This is a genomic window from Actinotignum sanguinis (genome assembly GCF_003957255.1).
In the GTDB taxonomy this organism is placed as follows: domain Bacteria; phylum Actinomycetota; class Actinomycetes; order Actinomycetales; family Actinomycetaceae; genus Actinotignum; species Actinotignum sanguinis.
The window spans coordinates 1-16,070 of record NZ_QDIE01000039.1; the positions used below are offsets into that span (position 1 = coordinate 1).

19 protein-coding genes and 1 tRNA gene are annotated in these 16,070 nt (G+C 62.2%); 10 read left to right on the top strand and 10 right to left on the bottom strand.

All coding sequences use genetic code 11. The annotated features are described in order from the left end of the window. A partial coding sequence (locus tag DDD64_RS08965; RefSeq protein ID WP_206435358.1) for a hypothetical protein occupies positions 1-229 on the top strand: 229 nt, incomplete at its 5' end. Between the two features lie 145 nt (positions 230-374). Here DDD64_RS08965 and DDD64_RS08040 read toward each other — a convergent pair. Then, positions 375-463: transfer RNA gene (locus DDD64_RS08040), tRNA-Ser, on the bottom strand. Positions 464-554: 91 nt separating this feature from the next. Beyond that, positions 555-1,025 carry a tRNA adenosine(34) deaminase TadA gene (tadA, locus tag DDD64_RS08045; protein WP_241227679.1) on the bottom strand — a complete coding sequence of 157 codons (471 nt, stop codon included), beginning with the start codon at positions 1,023-1,025 and terminating at the stop codon, positions 555-557. Positions 1,026-1,155: 130 nt separating this feature from the next. Here tadA and upp point away from each other — a divergent pair, with 130 nt between their 5' ends. Beyond that, complete coding sequence (upp, locus tag DDD64_RS08050) at positions 1,156-1,794, top strand: uracil phosphoribosyltransferase (RefSeq protein WP_016442150.1); 639 nt, start codon at positions 1,156-1,158, stop codon at positions 1,792-1,794. Between the two features lie 100 nt (positions 1,795-1,894). On the opposite strand, the gene DDD64_RS08055 is transcribed toward upp, so the two are convergent. Further along, entirely contained in the window at positions 1,895-2,680 is a 786-nt protein-coding gene (locus DDD64_RS08055; RefSeq protein WP_126135854.1) for a sulfite exporter TauE/SafE family protein, read from the bottom strand. A gap of 23 nt (positions 2,681-2,703) precedes the next feature. Then, the gene (locus DDD64_RS08060) at positions 2,704-2,901 is read right to left on the bottom strand and encodes a hypothetical protein (RefSeq protein WP_126135855.1); all 198 of its coding nucleotides are present in this window, start codon (positions 2,899-2,901) and stop codon (positions 2,704-2,706) included. Positions 2,902-3,013: 112 nt separating this feature from the next. Between DDD64_RS08060 and DDD64_RS08065 the strand changes: the two genes are divergently transcribed. The 3 genes from DDD64_RS08065 (at position 3,014) to DDD64_RS08830 (ending at position 5,132) form a co-directional block, all read left to right on the top strand. Then, a complete protein-coding gene (locus DDD64_RS08065; RefSeq protein WP_126135856.1) occupies positions 3,014-3,877 on the top strand; it encodes a DUF5926 family protein in 864 nt (287 codons plus the stop codon). A gap of 121 nt (positions 3,878-3,998) precedes the next feature. Next, complete coding sequence (locus tag DDD64_RS08070; RefSeq protein ID WP_126135857.1) at positions 3,999-4,784, top strand: glycosyltransferase; 786 nt, start codon at positions 3,999-4,001, stop codon at positions 4,782-4,784. Positions 4,785-4,961: 177 nt separating this feature from the next. After that, complete coding sequence (locus DDD64_RS08830) at positions 4,962-5,132, top strand: hypothetical protein (protein WP_164545973.1); 171 nt, start codon at positions 4,962-4,964, stop codon at positions 5,130-5,132. Here DDD64_RS08830 and DDD64_RS08075 read toward each other — a convergent pair. Next, a complete protein-coding gene (locus DDD64_RS08075; protein WP_126135858.1) occupies positions 5,129-7,645 on the bottom strand; it encodes a hypothetical protein in 2,517 nt (838 codons plus the stop codon). The genes DDD64_RS08830 and DDD64_RS08075 overlap by 4 nt on opposite strands. Before the next feature lie 217 nt (positions 7,646-7,862). On the opposite strand from DDD64_RS08075, the gene pheA reads away from it, so the two are divergent. The 5 genes from pheA to DDD64_RS08100 all read left to right on the top strand — a co-directional run bounded on the left by pheA (position 7,863) and on the right by DDD64_RS08100 (position 13,540). Next, on the top strand, positions 7,863-8,819 hold the full coding sequence (gene pheA / locus DDD64_RS08080; protein WP_126135859.1) for a prephenate dehydratase: 957 nt from the start codon (positions 7,863-7,865) through the stop codon (positions 8,817-8,819). Between the two features lie 48 nt (positions 8,820-8,867). Continuing rightward, positions 8,868-9,830, top strand: coding sequence for an aminoglycoside phosphotransferase family protein (locus tag DDD64_RS08085; protein ID WP_126135860.1), 963 nt, complete (start codon positions 8,868-8,870; stop codon positions 9,828-9,830). A 71-nt stretch (positions 9,831-9,901) separates the two neighbouring features. Continuing rightward, entirely contained in the window at positions 9,902-11,185 is a 1,284-nt protein-coding gene (serS, locus tag DDD64_RS08090; RefSeq protein WP_126135861.1) for a serine--tRNA ligase, read from the top strand. Between the two features lie 74 nt (positions 11,186-11,259). Continuing rightward, entirely contained in the window at positions 11,260-12,198 is a 939-nt protein-coding gene (locus DDD64_RS08095; protein WP_126135862.1) for an HAD family hydrolase, read from the top strand. 235 nt (positions 12,199-12,433) lie between these two features. Beyond that, the gene (locus DDD64_RS08100; protein WP_126135863.1) at positions 12,434-13,540 is read left to right on the top strand and encodes a leucine-rich repeat protein; all 1,107 of its coding nucleotides are present in this window, start codon (positions 12,434-12,436) and stop codon (positions 13,538-13,540) included. Between the two features lie 215 nt (positions 13,541-13,755). Here the strand turns inward: DDD64_RS08100 and DDD64_RS08105 are convergent, their stop codons facing one another. The 5 genes from DDD64_RS08105 to DDD64_RS08970 form a co-directional block, all read right to left on the bottom strand. After that, the gene (locus tag DDD64_RS08105; protein WP_126135864.1) at positions 13,756-14,049 is read right to left on the bottom strand and encodes a hypothetical protein; all 294 of its coding nucleotides are present in this window, start codon (positions 14,047-14,049) and stop codon (positions 13,756-13,758) included. Positions 14,050-14,470: 421 nt separating this feature from the next. Beyond that, a complete protein-coding gene (locus DDD64_RS08110; protein ID WP_126135865.1) occupies positions 14,471-14,776 on the bottom strand; it encodes a hypothetical protein in 306 nt (101 codons plus the stop codon). Between the two features lie 39 nt (positions 14,777-14,815). Next, positions 14,816-15,139, bottom strand: coding sequence for a hypothetical protein (locus DDD64_RS08115; RefSeq protein WP_126135866.1), 324 nt, complete (start codon positions 15,137-15,139; stop codon positions 14,816-14,818). Between the two features lie 16 nt (positions 15,140-15,155). Beyond that, on the bottom strand, positions 15,156-15,482 hold the full coding sequence (locus DDD64_RS08120; protein WP_126135867.1) for a hypothetical protein: 327 nt from the start codon (positions 15,480-15,482) through the stop codon (positions 15,156-15,158). Positions 15,483-15,841: 359 nt separating this feature from the next. After that, positions 15,842-16,070, bottom strand: a 229-nt coding sequence (locus tag DDD64_RS08970; RefSeq protein WP_206435358.1) for a hypothetical protein, incomplete at its 5' end; no start/stop codon positions are given.

Consider the following 16,070-nt stretch of genomic DNA (forward strand, 5'->3'; position numbering starts at 1 on the left):
CCACCGTGGCTGGTCTGAGTCTCACCTGCTCACCGCCCTGGATTACTGGCTTTATTCCAGGTCGATCAACACGCAGCCGATGTCTGATTTCGTGTCAAACACGATCCAACCAAGGAAGGAACCGGTTAGTACGCCTAGTGATAAGCCCGTCGAGATTGATACCCATATCGATACCGAACACCCCTGGGAAGACGGTCTAAACATCCGTAAAGGCCAGATCGGACGTTAACGACACGCCGTCATTAGACCCACTTTTTGTCTATTAACCCCTGAAATAATTAGCTTTTTGGAGAGAAAAATCCATGATTTTAGCCACGTTCGCAAAACTAGAAAAATCCCGCGTCACAGGCGGACCTATGACGCGGGACATCACATGGCGGTGGCGGCGGGATTTGAACCCGCGGTAGCTATTAACTACACATCATTTCGAGTGATGCACCTTCGGCCGCTCGGACACGCCACCGCAGAATAGATTACACGGCACACCCCGGATTTACCTAATCAATGCGGAGCACATCACGTTAACGCTTCGGACGCCGCGCTAACCCGCAGGCTCATCCGCGGAAAAACTTCCGTAGTTGCGCGGAAGTCTCCTCTTCCAACACTCCCCCGATGACCTCAATGCGGTGGTTGAGGCGCGGATCGCGCACCACATCGCGCAGTGAGCCGGCCGCCCCCGCTTTTTCATCCCAGGCACCGAAGATGAGCCGCCTAATCCGGGCACCAACCATCGCCCCGGCGCACATCGTGCACGGTTCTAACGTGACGTAGATATCGGCGTCGTCCAAACGCCACCGCCCGAGTGCCGCACCGGCCGCGCGCAGCGCCATGATTTCCGCGTGCCCGGCCGGGTCATGTTCGCGTTCGCGGGTATTCCAGCCGTGCGCCACCACGGCACCGTCCACCACCACGAGCGCGCCCACGGGCACATCCCCGCCGGCCTCAGCGCGCGCCGCAAGCTCCACGGCCTCGCGCATGAATAGCTTTTCCGCCGCGCGCATATCGCTCCGCTCGTCTCCCTGCATAGCTCCATTGTGTCACGAGCCCGAAAACTCGCCGTCCGTACCGCGATCCCGAAAGTGCGCCGCCTGTGTCACGAGCCTCAAGGCGGGCCACCCGCGCGCGTCGCCCGCCGGGTACCGCTATCCTTAAAGCATGCACATCCTCGAAATTGACCACCCTCTGGTCGCGCATAAACTCTCTGTCCTCCGTGATGAAACCACCCCGTCGGCAATTTTCCGGCAGCTAACCGAGGAGCTCGTGACTCTCCTCGCTTATGAAGCCACCCGGAATGTGGCGGTGCATGAAGTAACGGTCACCACCCCGGTGGCCACCACAACCGGCGTGAAGCTGGCCCGCCCGGCCCCGATTGTTGTTCCGATTTTGCGTGCCGGCCTGGGCATGCTGGAGGGGATGACGAAACTCCTTCCCACCGCTGAAGTTGGTTTCCTCGGTCTGCGCCGCGATGAGGAAACTCTCGAGGCCGTGACCTACGCTAACCGCCTCCCGGATGACCTGACCGGGAGGCAGTGTTTTGTTCTTGACCCGATGCTGGCCACCGGCCACACCATCCACGAATCCATCAACTACCTGCTCGAACGCGGGGCGCGCGATGTGACCTGCGTGTGCCTGCTGGCCACCCCGCAGGGTCTGGAAGAAGTGAAATCGCACCTTCCCGCGGATGCGGACGTCAAGATCGTCGTCGCCTCCATCGATGAGGGCCTCAACGAGAAGGCTTACATCGTGCCGGGTCTGGGCGATGCCGGGGATCGCCTGTACGGCGTCGTCGACTAAAACGCCACAACCACGCGGGTGAGCGCCGTTTACGCGGTGAACAGTGCTCACCCGCTCCGGTTTTAAGAACGACGACGCCGCCTCCCGGCCCGCGCCCCGCTTAGCTGAGGTCGTTGGCCAGGGTGGCGGCCGCCACCGCGAGAAGCAGCACGCCAAAGAGGATGGTGGCGATGCGATCAGGAATGCGCCGGCCGGCGGCTTCTCCACCTATGCTTCCCAGCGCCGAACCTGCAGCGAAGAGGGCAACCACCGCCCAGTCCACGCTAAGGCCGGCCGCGAATTGCGGAATGCGACCAATCCCGGCCGCCACCATATTGATGGTCATGACGAGCAGCGACGTGGCGCTCGCGTAGCGGGCGGGCATGCGCAGCAGCAAGATGAGGGCGGGGACCACCACGAAGCCGCCACCCACCCCGAAGAAACCGGAGAGTGTTCCCGCACCGAAGGCGCCCGCAATGGTGATGAGGTAGGTGCGCCAGCGCGGGGTGGGTGCGGGCTGTTCCGGTGCAGCTCCCATCCTCGATTCGCCGCGCGCTCGTGCGGCTCGCCAGAACATGCTCAATGCCACCACCACGAGGAGGAGGCTGAGCGACCACACAAGAACGCGCCCAGATACCGCGCCGGCGAGGAAAGCGCCCGCCAGGGTTCCCGGGATGCCTACCAGGGCAAAAATGAGGCCGCTTCCCCAGCGCACGCGCCGGGCCAGCGCCGCGGATAGCATGCCAACCAGCGAGGTCACCCCCACGATGATGATGGATTCGGCAGCAGCTTGGTGCGCGGTATGCCCGAAAATGGTCAGGAGGATGGGGATGGTGAGGATGCCGCCGCCAGCCCCGAGTAGACCAACAACGAAACCGACAGCAATTCCAACTCCGCAGGCAAGCACAGCGTCACTCTATCGCAGCGCCGTTAGTCGCGATTCGACCACCAGCGCCAGATGATGACGGCAACGCCTACCGCCACCGCGGCGATCCCCACCCAGCGAATTACGGATACGGCCAGCGGATCCGCGGTGGGCGCCGCGAGGAGCTCCCCCGCCAGAGGCGCGGTGAGGGCCGGAGATGTGGTGAGGCCGGCAAGCTGCGGCGTCGTTATGAGCAGATCCATAACGCAACTCTAACGTGACCATCGCCCGCGGGCCGCATCTCACGTAGAATCTCGAGGGTACATACGGCGGCGATGCCGCAGGGCACGCACAGCAGCGAAAAGACGAGGACTTATGGCTAAGAAGAACCGCAAGAAGGATTCGACGACCCCGAAGAAGAAGCGCGCGATTATTCCTTTTGTTGAGCGGCCTTTTGAAGGACTGGATGCCGAGGCGGAGCTGGTGGCAATGCGCGATCTGCTGCCGCTGGCGACCATGACCGTGACCCTCACGGAGGAGTACGGCAGCGAAAAGGTTATTTTTGGCACGTTGCTGCCAAATATGGTCGGCGCGCTGCGGCGCACGGACGGCCAGCTCCTGGTCGCGATGCAGACGGTTATGAATTCCGGCGATGCCTCGTTGGATATTGCCACGCGCGTGCTGGCCGGTCTGGAACTCAAGCCGGGCGAAAGCTACCCGGGTGGCACTCAGCCGGAGGCAGGTTCGTCGCGTTTGCAGGATATTGTGGCGTCGTTCTCCGAGCTGGAGCTGCAAGAAGATCCCGCTTTCTGGATGACGGAGGAAGAGGCCGCCACTCCCGAATCGCAGGCGGCGCTGCGTGACGCCCGGGCAGATATGGTTCCCGCGGCGCGTATCGAGTCCGTGAACGGCGCTTACTGGTGCCGGATGTCGCGCGAATTTTTGCGCTGGGTCCGCCCCGAGCCGCGCGATGCGGTGCTGGACGGTTTGGCGCGCTTGCGGGTATCTGGCGAGGAGCGTTGGGACGACGACGTTCGCTTCATCGGTGCGTTCCGCGCCTACGGATTGTCGGTCCCGGTGTGGGAATTGGCGCGCGGTACCGAAGCGGAGGAACTGGAAGAGCCGCTGGCGAAGTTCGCGGAGAAGCTGCGTGCGGCGATTGCTTCCACCGAGCCGCTTAGCGCGGAGGAAAAGCGGGCACGCTCCGGCCTTGTCTCCCGCCAGGTAACGTTGCGCTAAACAGCGTGGCTACCCGCCCACTTTGCGGGGCCTTGCGCTTCGCCAGCCTTCCTTTAGTGAACTTCCCCTAGTTTATAGAAACAGTAAGCAAAGCCCCTGCTTTTCCCTATACACTTATGGGGTGAGTAAAGTCGGTCAGGTCGCGGTGGTCGTGCCCGCGAAGGACGAGGAGCAGTACGTGGGGCGTACTGTGCGCGCAGCGTATGCGCTTCCGGGCGTGGACCTCGTGGTGGTGGTTGACGATGGGTCGGCTGATGAAACCCAGGCTATTGCCCGCGCTTCCGGGGCTACAGTGGTGCGCCACTCCGTGAATCGCGGGAAGGCCTCCGCGATGGAGACCGGGGCGAAGGTCGTGCGCATGCGCGACGTTGAGGGCCGCCTACCCCGCCATTTACTTTTCCTTGACGCCGATCTGGGCGATTCGGCTATTGAGTGCGCTCCCCTTATTGCGCCGGTTGTTGATGGCACGGTTGATTGTGCGATTGCCGCTTTGCCTCCGCAGGAGGGGGCGGGTGGTCACGGTTTCGTGACGCGTTTGGGGCGCCGCGCGATTGAGCGGGCGACCGGCTGGTCTCCTCTTCAGCCGCTGTCCGGGCAACGCTGCATGACGGCCGCCGCTTTTGATGCGGCTCGTCCGCTCGCGAAGGGGTGGGGCGTTGAGGTGGGCATGACCATCGATATGCTGGTGGCCGGCCTGACCCTCCAGGAGATCCCGTGCAATATCCGCCATCGGGCCACCGGGAATGACGTGGCTGGGACTTTGCACCGGGCCGGGCAGTACCGTGATGTTTTCCGGGCGGTGTGGTCGCGCCGGTTCCACGGTGTTAAGGTGCCCGCGGAGCTGCACGGCGCTAGCGGTGCCGCGCATTTCGCTCCCTATCATGCGCTGGTGTTGGAGCATTCCTGAGCGCTCATCCCTCCGTCCTCCGCAATATAAATCTCGCGAATTTCCTTTCCGGCTGGCTGCTATCTGCCAGCCGGTTTTTCTTGTGGTTCTTGGGGAACTCTACCGATTCGCGTCGCACTACTCAGGTAAGGTTGATGACACGGGAAACCAAAGATTAACCAAAGAGGAGAACTCATTATGGCCATTGATCCGATTCTCGACAAAGCGGTAGAACGCCTAAAGAATCTTGCCAGCAACCTAGGTGACGAAGATCAGAACGAAGTCGCAGCCAAGGTGAAGGAAATTACCGACGAGTATCTCCGTGCTAAAGAAGAGGAAGATGCAAAGTCTTCTGACTCAGATTCCTAGGCATTGCTGGGCGCAGCTGCACCCGGCTTTTGCCCATTAATATCTTCAGGATATTCCGCGCTGCTCGCCCCGGCCCGCATGAGCCCAAGGGCAAAGGTGGGGGCGAGTAGCGCGACTCCGACTCCGAGGATGACCAGGCCGGAGTCGTTAATAAGCGAGGCGTAGCCGAGGGCGAGGAAGCTCGCGGTGGCCGCGGCCGCCAAGTGCGGATGTGCCACAACACACGCATATAGCTGCGCGGTTGCCGGCCTTGCCCGCAGATCCCAGCGCCCCGAAGTCACTAGCCACACCACCACACACACTGCCGCGAGGAGGGTTGCGCCTAGCGCGCCGGCCACCAGGGGCGGGAGGCCGAAGAATGCTTGGGATAGTTTTCGGGCGACGACGGCGCCAGCCCCGCCGTGCTCCACCCTGCCTACAAAGTTACCTAGGTGGGTGGTGGATCCCACCGCGCGGTCAAGCATAGCCAGGCCGGCGGAGACAGCCACCCCGGCTATGGCCGCGAGCGCGGTATGCCACCAGGTCCAGCGCTTTCCCCAGGTGCGCCAGGCGAGGTAGGCGAAACCGAGGGTGAGGGCGGGCGGTCCGCCGGCATCCGCACCGAAAATAGGGAGCCCGTCCAGAGCAATCGCGACTACGCCCAGGGCTACTACAGCGAAGCCAGCCACGCGCCTTGACCGGTTAGCGCACGTGGTTGCGCTGCGGGCGCCGCGTATGCGCGCGGCGAGGGTGGCGGCTGCGGCAAGAATTCCAACAGCGAAGATGGCGAAAACCGAGTTATTGAAGCCGAAGAACCGCCCGGCGACGGTGGGGAGGGAGCCCATAACCGAGGTGTTGGCGAGGGAGTATCCCCCACCAAAGGTACTGGCGAGGACATCCGCCGCGATCACGGTGGCGCTGAGTGTGCCCAGCCGTGCTAGCGGGGCGGCGACCCAGCGCTCCCCTGCCGGAGCCTGGCGGCGCGGGCCAGCTAGCGCACAGGTGGCGAGGAGCGCGGCGAGGACGGCCAGGCTGCTCCACCAGCCAAGTAGCGGGCGGGAGAAACTCCACCACGGAATAATTCCGATGAGGAGCGCACTGACTGGCAAGGCTGCGAGCCAGGCCAGGAGCTGAGCAAAACCGGTGGGGCGGGCACGGCGGGCGGCGGCCCGGGTAGGCTGCGCGGGTGCGGTAGCCGCCTGTGAAACTGAGGTTCCGGCAGAACTTCCCGCAGCCGCTGCCACCGTTGCGGGTGGGAAGCGGGAAAAGCGGACCAGGTGAACGACGATAACAGCTACGCACACCAGCCCGAGCCCGGCGAGGAGGAGGTAGAACTGCGGGCTCAGCTGCGCAGTGAGATCTGCGCGGAGTGCTTGCCCGTACAGAATGGCGCTGGCCGTGACCAGTGTGGTTTTCCCTCCGTTGTCCGTGAGCGGCGCGGGGGCACCGGTATGCCAGGCGAGCACGCTGGGCGCCAGGTCAATGAGCTGAACGAGACCTGCGGTGCGGGTGGTTGTGGAGCGGGCGAGCGCTGCTGTTCCGCCCGGTTCCAGCAGTGCGAAGAAGCCAAGTTCGGCCCGCTCGGCACGGTCGGCCACAGTGGTGATGATGATGCGGGCCTGCGGTTGGTGCACGGTAACAAGCCCGATGATTTCGCCGAGACGTTCATCGAGCCCGGCCAGGCTCCCGGCAGAGACATTCCCCGCGCCAGTGCTTTCCGCATCAACGCTTCCCGAATCAGGGCTCGCTACATCAACACCGCCCGCATCAATGACGGTGAGGTCCCGCCTGGCAAGCACCGATCCATCCCCTAGGACATCCGCGAGATCACGGTAGGCGATGTGCGATTCCTCCTGACGGTTGAGGGCGAGGGCAGCGCCCGGCCCCACCGCGAGCACCTGCTCCGGCACCACTCCCTGCGCTAGCGCACCCATCATCACGGGGTAGTGTGCGGCACTACTTTCTTCACTTATCCGCTCCGCATCGCGCACCACACCATCCCGGGTAACCAGCGATTCGGGCGCCACACAGCTGCTGCCCGCGGAAGTGACAGCCGCGCGGGCACCGGCCCCGAGGCTTACCCAGCCATCCGCCGCGCAGGTGGTAGGCGCGGCCGTGCGCACGGAAATATTGGCCAGAGCAGCGCCGTAGCTGCCCGAGCTTTCCGCACCTGTGCCTTCCGCGCCCGTGCCCTCCGCCCCGGAGATGCGATCACCCGCGCGACCCCGGCCCGAGCCTGCCAAAGCTGCGCTGAGCCGCGGGGTGCTTTCCTCACTGACATCTGCCCAGCGCAGCCCGGCCACCCCGATAATCACCGTGGGGCGCGCTTGATCCGACGCCGCTTGTGCTGCCGAGCCGAGCCGCATCGCCGCCGGCGCACCTTGCGCTTCCGGCAGACTCTCCGCCTGCGCGAATGCAGGTGCCGCACTCAGCATGGCCCCGAAAGCCACCGCCACAACGGCAAGCACAGCCGCCCAGATTCCGGCTAGCCGCATCGCGCGCTTGCCGGGGCTATCACCGTGAGAATTCCGCATGGGAACAGCCTACTCGGCGCTTACGACACTTTCGCACGCCCTGAACAACCCCGCCTTCTGGGTGTGCACTGTCAGTACACCCCGTGGGAAACGGTGCTTTCGGACGCTCAGAACACCTCACCCCGGGGCGGGATACAATAACCAGGCGGCAGCGCGGGCAGGTGCACCGCCGCCCAGCTGCGCCGTCGTACTATTTCTCCACGCACGAAAGGACACCATGCAATCCTCGCCCGCTACCGAACCGGTCCGCTATTCTTTCCTCGGCCCGCGCGGCACGTTTTGCTTTGCCGCTTTGCAGCAGGTAGCCAGCGAGGACACCACCACCTTCGTGCCCGCCGTCGACGTTCCCTCCGCGCTGCGGATGGTGCGCGCCGGGCAGACCGATGCCGCCGTGGTGCCCATCGAAAATTCGGTAGAAGGCGGCGTGAACGCCACTCTCGATTCGCTCACCGCCGGCTCGCCGCTGGAAATTCGCGGGGAAATGCTGGTTCCTATCGCCTTCTCGCTGGCGGTGCGGCCCGGCACGCGCGCCGCGGATATTCGCAGGGTCGCCACCCACCCGCATGCCTGGGCACAGTGCCGTACCTGGATCGCTGAGCATCTGACCGATGCTGTGCACGTGCCGGCTACCTCCACGGCCGCCGCGGCGCGCGAACTGGCGGAAAACCCGGATGCGGATTTTGATGCCGCGATTTGCGCGGTTCCCACCACCGGCGTGTACGGGCTCGCCTCACTTTCCGACGAGATCGCTGACAACCGCAATGCCGTTACGCGCTTTATTAAGGTGAGCAAGCCCGGGGAAATTCCTCCGGCGACGGGCTCGGATAAAACGACGCTGATGGTGCGGCTGGCCTCGGAAAAGCCCGGTGCACTGCTGGAAATGCTGCAACAATTCGCCGCGGTGGGTGTTAATTTATCGCGTATTGAATCGCGCCCAGCCGGCGACCAGCTGGGCCGCTACGCTTTCTCCCTGGATGCCGAGGGGCATATTCACGACGAGCGGGTGCAGGCCGCGCTGATCGGGCTGCACCGCATTTGCCCCGAGGTAACCTTCCTGGGCAGCTACGCGCGGGCGGACCGGCAGACCACTCGCCTGCACGCCGGTACCTCCGACGAAGATTTCGGCGCCGCGCGCACCTGGGTTGCCTCGCTGCTCAGCCGGGTAACCCGCTAGCGCCCGCAACAAGATTCACCGGTTTTTATCGAGATCATCGAGGCACCCATGAACCAGCTGCGAACACTGCTTACCGAGGAGCAGTATGCGGCGTTTATGGCCGCGTGGGAGGAATTGCGCGGTGGGCCGCTGCCCGGAACTTCCCGCGGCCCGGATAGTGTGCGGGTGCGGGATCTTTCCTGGCCGGAGCGTGAGAGCACCGTTCTCCACCTCAGCGGTTCCGGGGTGTCCTGGATTCTCAAAACCGCCGGGAACACCGCTTACAGCGTGGGGCGCGAAGCGCGGGCGCGGGAGTGGACCGGCTCTTTGCAGGCGTGCGGCACCGTGGCGCGCCTGCTCTGGTACGACGCCGCAGCCCCGCTCGCCCTCCTCGACTACCTGCCCGGATGCGATGTTCTGGGTAGCGCATGGGAATTTTCCCCGCGGGTGTATCACCGGGCGGGCGCTGCCCTCGCGCTTCTCCACGGGGCGGGGGCTCGCCTCGATCACGGCTTCACCAAAGGTGCCCTCACCCGCACCCGCGCACGGATCGCTGAGATTCACGCGCGTGCCCCGGGCGGCACCCTGCCCGATGACGTAGGCGAGAAACTTGCCGAAGCGGAAGATTTTTTAGCGAGTTACCGGCCGCGCGGCGTCGTCGTGCATCCCACGCATGGGGATTGGCAGGCACGCAACTGGTTGTGGGATGAGCCCGCCGGCCACCTGCGAGTTATTGATTTTGGGCGCTTCGGGTGGCGGCCGGCCGCCGCGGATCTCCTAGAGCTCCACGATGTGTGGCAGCACTACCCGGAACTAGAAGAAGCTATGAAGCGCGGCTACCGGGAGGCCGGTGGAAAGTGGCCCGGTGGGGAACGGCCCGGTGGCAACATCGCGATTGGCCGCTGTGAAGCCGGCAGCGGGGGAGATATCGCGCGGCTCTTAAGAGTCGCGCGCGACGTCGGCCACCTGTGGCACCGCGCCACGCACGAAACGCAGCACGGCAGCCCCGCGGAACGCGAAAAACACGCCTGATCCCGCACCATAATGAGGCCGAAACGGCCCGCCGGATCGCGGGCGCGCCCGCCGCGCGCTAAGCTGGTTCCATGCTTGATATGCGTTCTGTTCGCGAGAATCCGGAAGCCATCCGTGAGTCCCAGCGCCGCCGCGGGAATGATCCCGCCACCGTCGATGCCCTGCTCGCCGCCGACGATGCACGCCGGACCACCCTGCAAGAGTTCGAAGCCGCCCGGGCCGAACAAAAAGAGGTGTCGCGATCCGTGGGGAAGGCATCCCCGGAGGAACGCCCCGCGGTGCTCGCCCACGCCAAGGAGCTGGCCGAAAAGGTCAAGGCGCTGGATGCGGCCGCTGCGGAAGCAGAAGAAACCTACCTGGCCGCGAATCGCGCGATTGAGAACCCGGTGCTCGCCGGCGTGCCCGCGGGTGGGGAAGATGATTACGAGGTGCTGGAAGTCATCGGCACCCCGCGCGATTTTGAGGCGGAGGGCTTCACCCCCAAGGACCACCTCGATATCGCGGAGGGCCTGGGGGCCCTGGATATGGACCGCGGCGCGAAGGTCTCCGGATCGCGCTTCTACTACCTCAAGGGAGTGGGCGCGCACCTCGAAATGGCGATGTTCCGCATGGCCATCGATCAGGCCGCCGAGCACGGCTTCACCCTCATGACCACGCCCACGATTGTGAACCCGGATATCATGTCCGGCACCGGGTTCCTCGGGGAACATTCCGATGAGATTTACTACCTGGGTGCGGATGACCAGTACCTGGTGGGCACCTCCGAAGTGCCGCTGGCCGGCTACCACAAGGATGAGATTTTGGAGCTGGGCGGTAAGCCGCGGCGCTACTGCGGGTATTCGGCCTGCTACCGGCGCGAGGCCGGCTCCTACGGGAAGGACACCCGCGGGATTATTCGCGTGCACCAATTCAATAAGGTGGAGATGTTCTCCTACTGCCCGGTGGAGCAATCCGAGGAAGAACACCGCGCGCTGCTGGCGATGGAACGCGAAATGATCGGGAAGATGGAGCTGCCCTACCGCATTATTAATGTGGCGGCCGGTGATCTGGGTTCTTCCGCGGCGCAGAAATTCGATTGCGAGGCGTGGCTGCCCACTCAGCATCGCTATATGGAAGTCACCTCGACCTCCAATTGCACCACCTACCAGGCGCGGCGCCTCAATGTGCGCGAACGCGTGGATGGGAAAACCCGCGCGGTGGCCACCCTCAACGGGACCCTGGCCACCACCCGTTGGCTGGTGGCTCTCTTCGAGAACCACCAGCAGAAGGACGGCTCACTCTACGTGCCCGAAGCCCTACGGCCCTACCTGGGCGCCGGCCTGGCCGGGCGCGAGTACATCGAGCCGATTAACTAGCGAACGAACTCGGTTGAGTTGGCGAACTAACCGATGAGCTAACCTGTCTGAGCGGTAGAAACTAAGGCGGCGATGTGAAGATCCAGGGGGAGTCGACGGCGGCGCGGTTGCGGGCCGCTTTCGACGCCGCAGGGACCCCGCCTGCCGGGCCTGAACTCATGGTCTGCCTGGATCTGGACGGCACCACCCTGCGCCCGGACGGGATCATCGCAGAACGGGTGGATGCCGCTTTCCAGGAGCATATGCGCCGCGGCACCCGGCTGGTGGTAGCCACGGGGCGCGGGCGCGAATCTGCCATTCCCGTGCTCGATATGCTGCGGGTGAGCGAAACCATTATGGTGTGCTCGAACGGCAATGAAACGGTGCTCCTCGGCAACGCGCGGCTGCCCGGGGTGGAGGTGCGAACAGTCCGCTCCATGACGGATCGCGGAGACGTGGTGCCGGTGCGCCTGGCTCACCTCTCCACCATGGAGGAGGCGGATCTCGCGCGAGCCCTGGATGCGATGCGCCGGGAGTTCCCGGGTGCCTATTTCGCGGTGGAGCCGGTGGAAGGCCCGCGGCGCGTCGCGCACGGTTACGCCACCGAACGCCTGGAACCCAACGCTATCTGGGTGAAATTCAAGGATCTCGTGGTTCCCGATGCGCTGCGCCTCATTATGGTGGTTCCACGTATGGAAGCCGCCGAGCTCATGGCACGTCTTTCCCAGCTTGAGATGCCCGGGGTGGATTGGGCGGCATCGTCGTCCTCCGGTTCGGGTTGGGTGGATGCCGGGCGGACCGGAATTTCCAAGGCGAGCGCGCTCGAGGTGCTCCGCGGCGATTTTGGGATCGCGCGGAGCGGCACCGTTGCCGTCGGCGATGGCGGCAACGACATCCAGATGCTGGAATGGGCCGGGGTGGGCGTGGCGATGGGGCAGGCGCTCGATTACGTAAAAGCGCACGCGCGGGCCGTGACCGATCCGGTATGGGACGACGGCGTTGCCACCCTCCTCGAGGTGCTGCTGGCGCGGTAGGGGCGCTGCGCAGGAGCGCGAGGGTGTGGCCGGGGCGGCGGGCCGAGCAGAGCGGCGCGCGGCCACCCGGCGGCGTCGACTCGAAAAAATCACACTCGTCGGCTAGGCCCGCGAACTGGGATAATAGTATTTTCGATGAGAACCCATTAATTTCCCGTGAAACATGAGCATTTCCGCGGTAGGGTGAAGATGATCTATTCCTTTGTATAGTTGCCACGCCACGGAAGGATGTGTCATGACCAAGGTACTCAGGCGTACGGCCGCGGGGTTATGCGCGGCGATAATTGCGGGAGTGGGCGTGCTCGTACCCATCGCCCTGGCAATATCGGCACCGAGCTGGGAAGCCGCTGATTTTACGATCGAGTCGAGCGAGACCGCCACCACCCTGCGCGGTTTCAGTGACAGCGGCCTGGAGAAGGTCGCCACGGAGAAGCACGTGGTGATTCCGGGAGACGTCACGGTAATGGACGGGCCGAACGGCCAGACTGGAAATATGCACAGCCGTGGCATCACCGGTATCACGCTCCCGACCACTCTCACGGAGATCGGTTACGGTTTCCTCGATAGAAATGCGATCACCTCGGTGGATTTCCCGGCCGGAATGACCACTATTGAACCGGCCGCTTTCCAGGCGAACAAGCTGACTGAGGTGACCCTACCTGCCTCCGTGCAGAAAGTGCGATGGGGCGCGTTTAAGGCCAATAACATCGCGAAGGTTACCCTCGCCGGCACCTACAGCCCAGAGATTTTCGATGTGGATGCCTCGAGCACCGCGGGCAACCAGTTCGCGGCCTTTGATCAGCAGGAACTGGCGGATGCTGCGGTTGCGCAAGGCGCAACAATCACCGTGGCCCGCCTGGCCGATGCAGCCGGGGATCTCAGCGACCGGGCCATCACCTGGAAAGCCTATTTCTTGGACGACGGCGCAAATGAGCCCACGTGGACCAGTGCATTCGTGACCTTCTCCAATGGCACGGTGACCGGGGTGAAGCAGGGCAGCACTCGGATGATCATGCTGGCCAATGATAAGGGGACCGATAAGCCGATTTACTCCGCGGTTATCGCGCTCACGGTCACCGAACCGGCACCCGAGCCGGAGCCTAAGCCGACGACAACTGAGCCAGCACCCCAACCAACCACAACGGAACCAGCACCCCAACCAACGAAGGGCGCGGATAACCCTGGTACCCAACAACCGGCCACCAAGCAGCCGGGGGCCAAGCAGCCGGCGCATACCAAGCGGCTGACGCTCGCGCATACCGGCGCGGTCGCAGCGGGATCCCTGGCCGCGATGGCACTTCTGCTCCCGGCCGGTTACGCGCTACGCCGCTTCTCCAAGTAAGCACGGAGCTGCCCCGTTGAGGTGAACCACCTCAGGGCCCGCATCGAACACGATGCGGGCCCCGTTTGTGCACAAGCGCCGGCCCGACAAGGGCCTGATAAGCCCGGGATGTGAGAGCAGCCAGGTGACGAATACGACGGCGGGAAGCTAGCAGGCACGGCGGCGTCGTGAAAAAGGCAGTGGTAACTTGCCGAGAAAGCCGCAGCCCTCTGCCCTCACGCGCCTCTGCGCGGGCGAATAATCACCTTAGGAACCAAATGTTTAGTCATTTTCATTGCTTCCAACCGTGCAGCAATGGGGCTATTAGGCCAATACTGGTATTCTTCGACCTCACCGGTATGTTTGTTCACAAGGTAACTAAGTCGCCCCTTTACTTCAGGCTTCATGAAGACTATCGGGTCATAACACTCATCATCTTCCCACCACCCGCGAGAATAAATCTTGCTCTCTGGATAAAGCTCATGCAGACGTTCAGCTGCGATCCGCTCAGCTTCTTTTCCTGTAATCACCGCTCTCCCCCTCCTGCACAAGGTACGTAGCCCACACCGGCCCCGGCTCGCAATAATCCCACCGTAACGCCGGGATAGCACCGAGAACCTCATTATTATGATAATTGCTGGTGAGGATTACGCCACCGAAATAGCCGAAAATTCTCCCATACAATCCGCGCAAGAAGTAGGAAATAACAGTACTTAATACCGCGGTCACCCGCGACCAGGGCTGGTGGGGCGCCGAATTCTCGCTCACTGGAAAAGCGTACCGTACCCAGGAACAGAGCCTCGATCACATTGCAGACATGGTGAAAGACGCTACCGCCCTCATTACGGACGATACCCCGGAAAACGTCACGGTTAATATAGGCTTCCCTGTGTTTGGATATAAAATGGCTCACAGATTTGTGAACAACAAAGGTTATAGGAGATGGACGGGCTAGGCGCGCAGGGAGTAGCCATCCTCTTCCAAATACTCATTCAAGATCTGTCGAGTAGGCTCGTCAAATTCATTGTGGACTTCGTCGATAGCTGCGCGTATTAGATCTTCTGGCATGGCGCAATTTGAGATAACACCCGCATGAACGGTGTAGATCAGATCCCAAACGTCACAATCGTCTCCCAAGTCATTTCCCCACTGCCCCTTTTCACCGAAAAGAATATCCTTGTCGCCATGCGTTCGCACATACTCAGCTAGAACCGCAATCTGCGGCTCCTGTGGTGCTTCACTTATAGGTAAAGCCATGTGCGTTCCTCGCTTTCCGATCTGGCAAAGATGGGTTAGTTAGTCAGGCCAAACTCCCGGTTCCTCCGGCAAAGACCAATCGAGACCCCAATGATTCTTATTTTCGTAGTACTCCAGAATATCGGTCGCCCACGGAGCAAGAATCGGACGGATCTCATCCACCGCATCACATATAAGCTTCGCAGGAATCTCAAACTCGTAGGAATCCCCCCATTCTATGGCAGTAATAACTGTCCACGGAGTCACCGGGCTCCACAATGCATCTAAACGAATCTGCTCAGGGTGGTATTTCTCAGATTTTTCCGTCACGTATTCAAGAAGGCGGATCACAGCTGGAAAACCGTCCAGCTCATAAGAGTCCATTGAGGGAACCTCCTACCTAGTCGTCGCGGGGTATTAGGGGAACCCGCAAAGACGACCCATAGCGTTCTAATGCTGCATTGAGCGCACCCGATGAATGAGTATCCAGCTGGTACGTAATATCGTTAATGGCTGCAACAAGCATGGGTTCTGGAATAGGTGCCCCAGAGACCTTTGCTGCGGACAAAATCGAGCATAACTCCCAGACAGAGTCTTCGACCCCAAGGCCATGCCCGAACTGGCCTTTTTCACCGAATAGTATTTCTTGATCACCATGCTCTCGAACAAAATGTGCAAGAACAACAACCGGAGAGGTACTTGAGCCACCACTTGTACTTGCAGCCATCCTTTGCCCTTACTTCCTTGTCTAGGTAAAAGTCCACAGTATTACGGCGTTCAGCCGCACCCATTTTCAGCGTAGTTCACAATGCCATAATCACCACGCCCACCCGGATCCTATATAGGAGTGAAGGCGAATTCCAGGATCAACGCAGCATCTCGAGATGTACTGGCATTTATCTTGGTAATCCTAAGCGTCTCGCGTACTATAAAACCACGACGAGTCCACTGCGGAAGCGTTGTCGCCGGGTCCTCACTGAGGACCCGTGCTTTTTATGGCTGCGTCTTGCTGCGCAATCAAGAGATTGCGTCTCAAGCCGCGAAGCGGGTTAATAGACAAAAAGTGGGTCTAATGACGGCGTGTCGTTAACGTCCGATCTGGCCTTTACGGATGTTTAGACCGTCTTCCCAGGGGTGTTCGGTATCGATATGGGTATCAATCTCGACGGGCTTATCACTAGGCGTACTAACCGGTTCCTTCCTTGGTTGGATCGTGTTTGACACGAAATCAGACATCGGCTGCGTGTTGATCGACCTGGAATAAAGCCAGTAATCCAGGGCGGTGAGCAGGTGAGACTCAGACCAGCCACGGTGG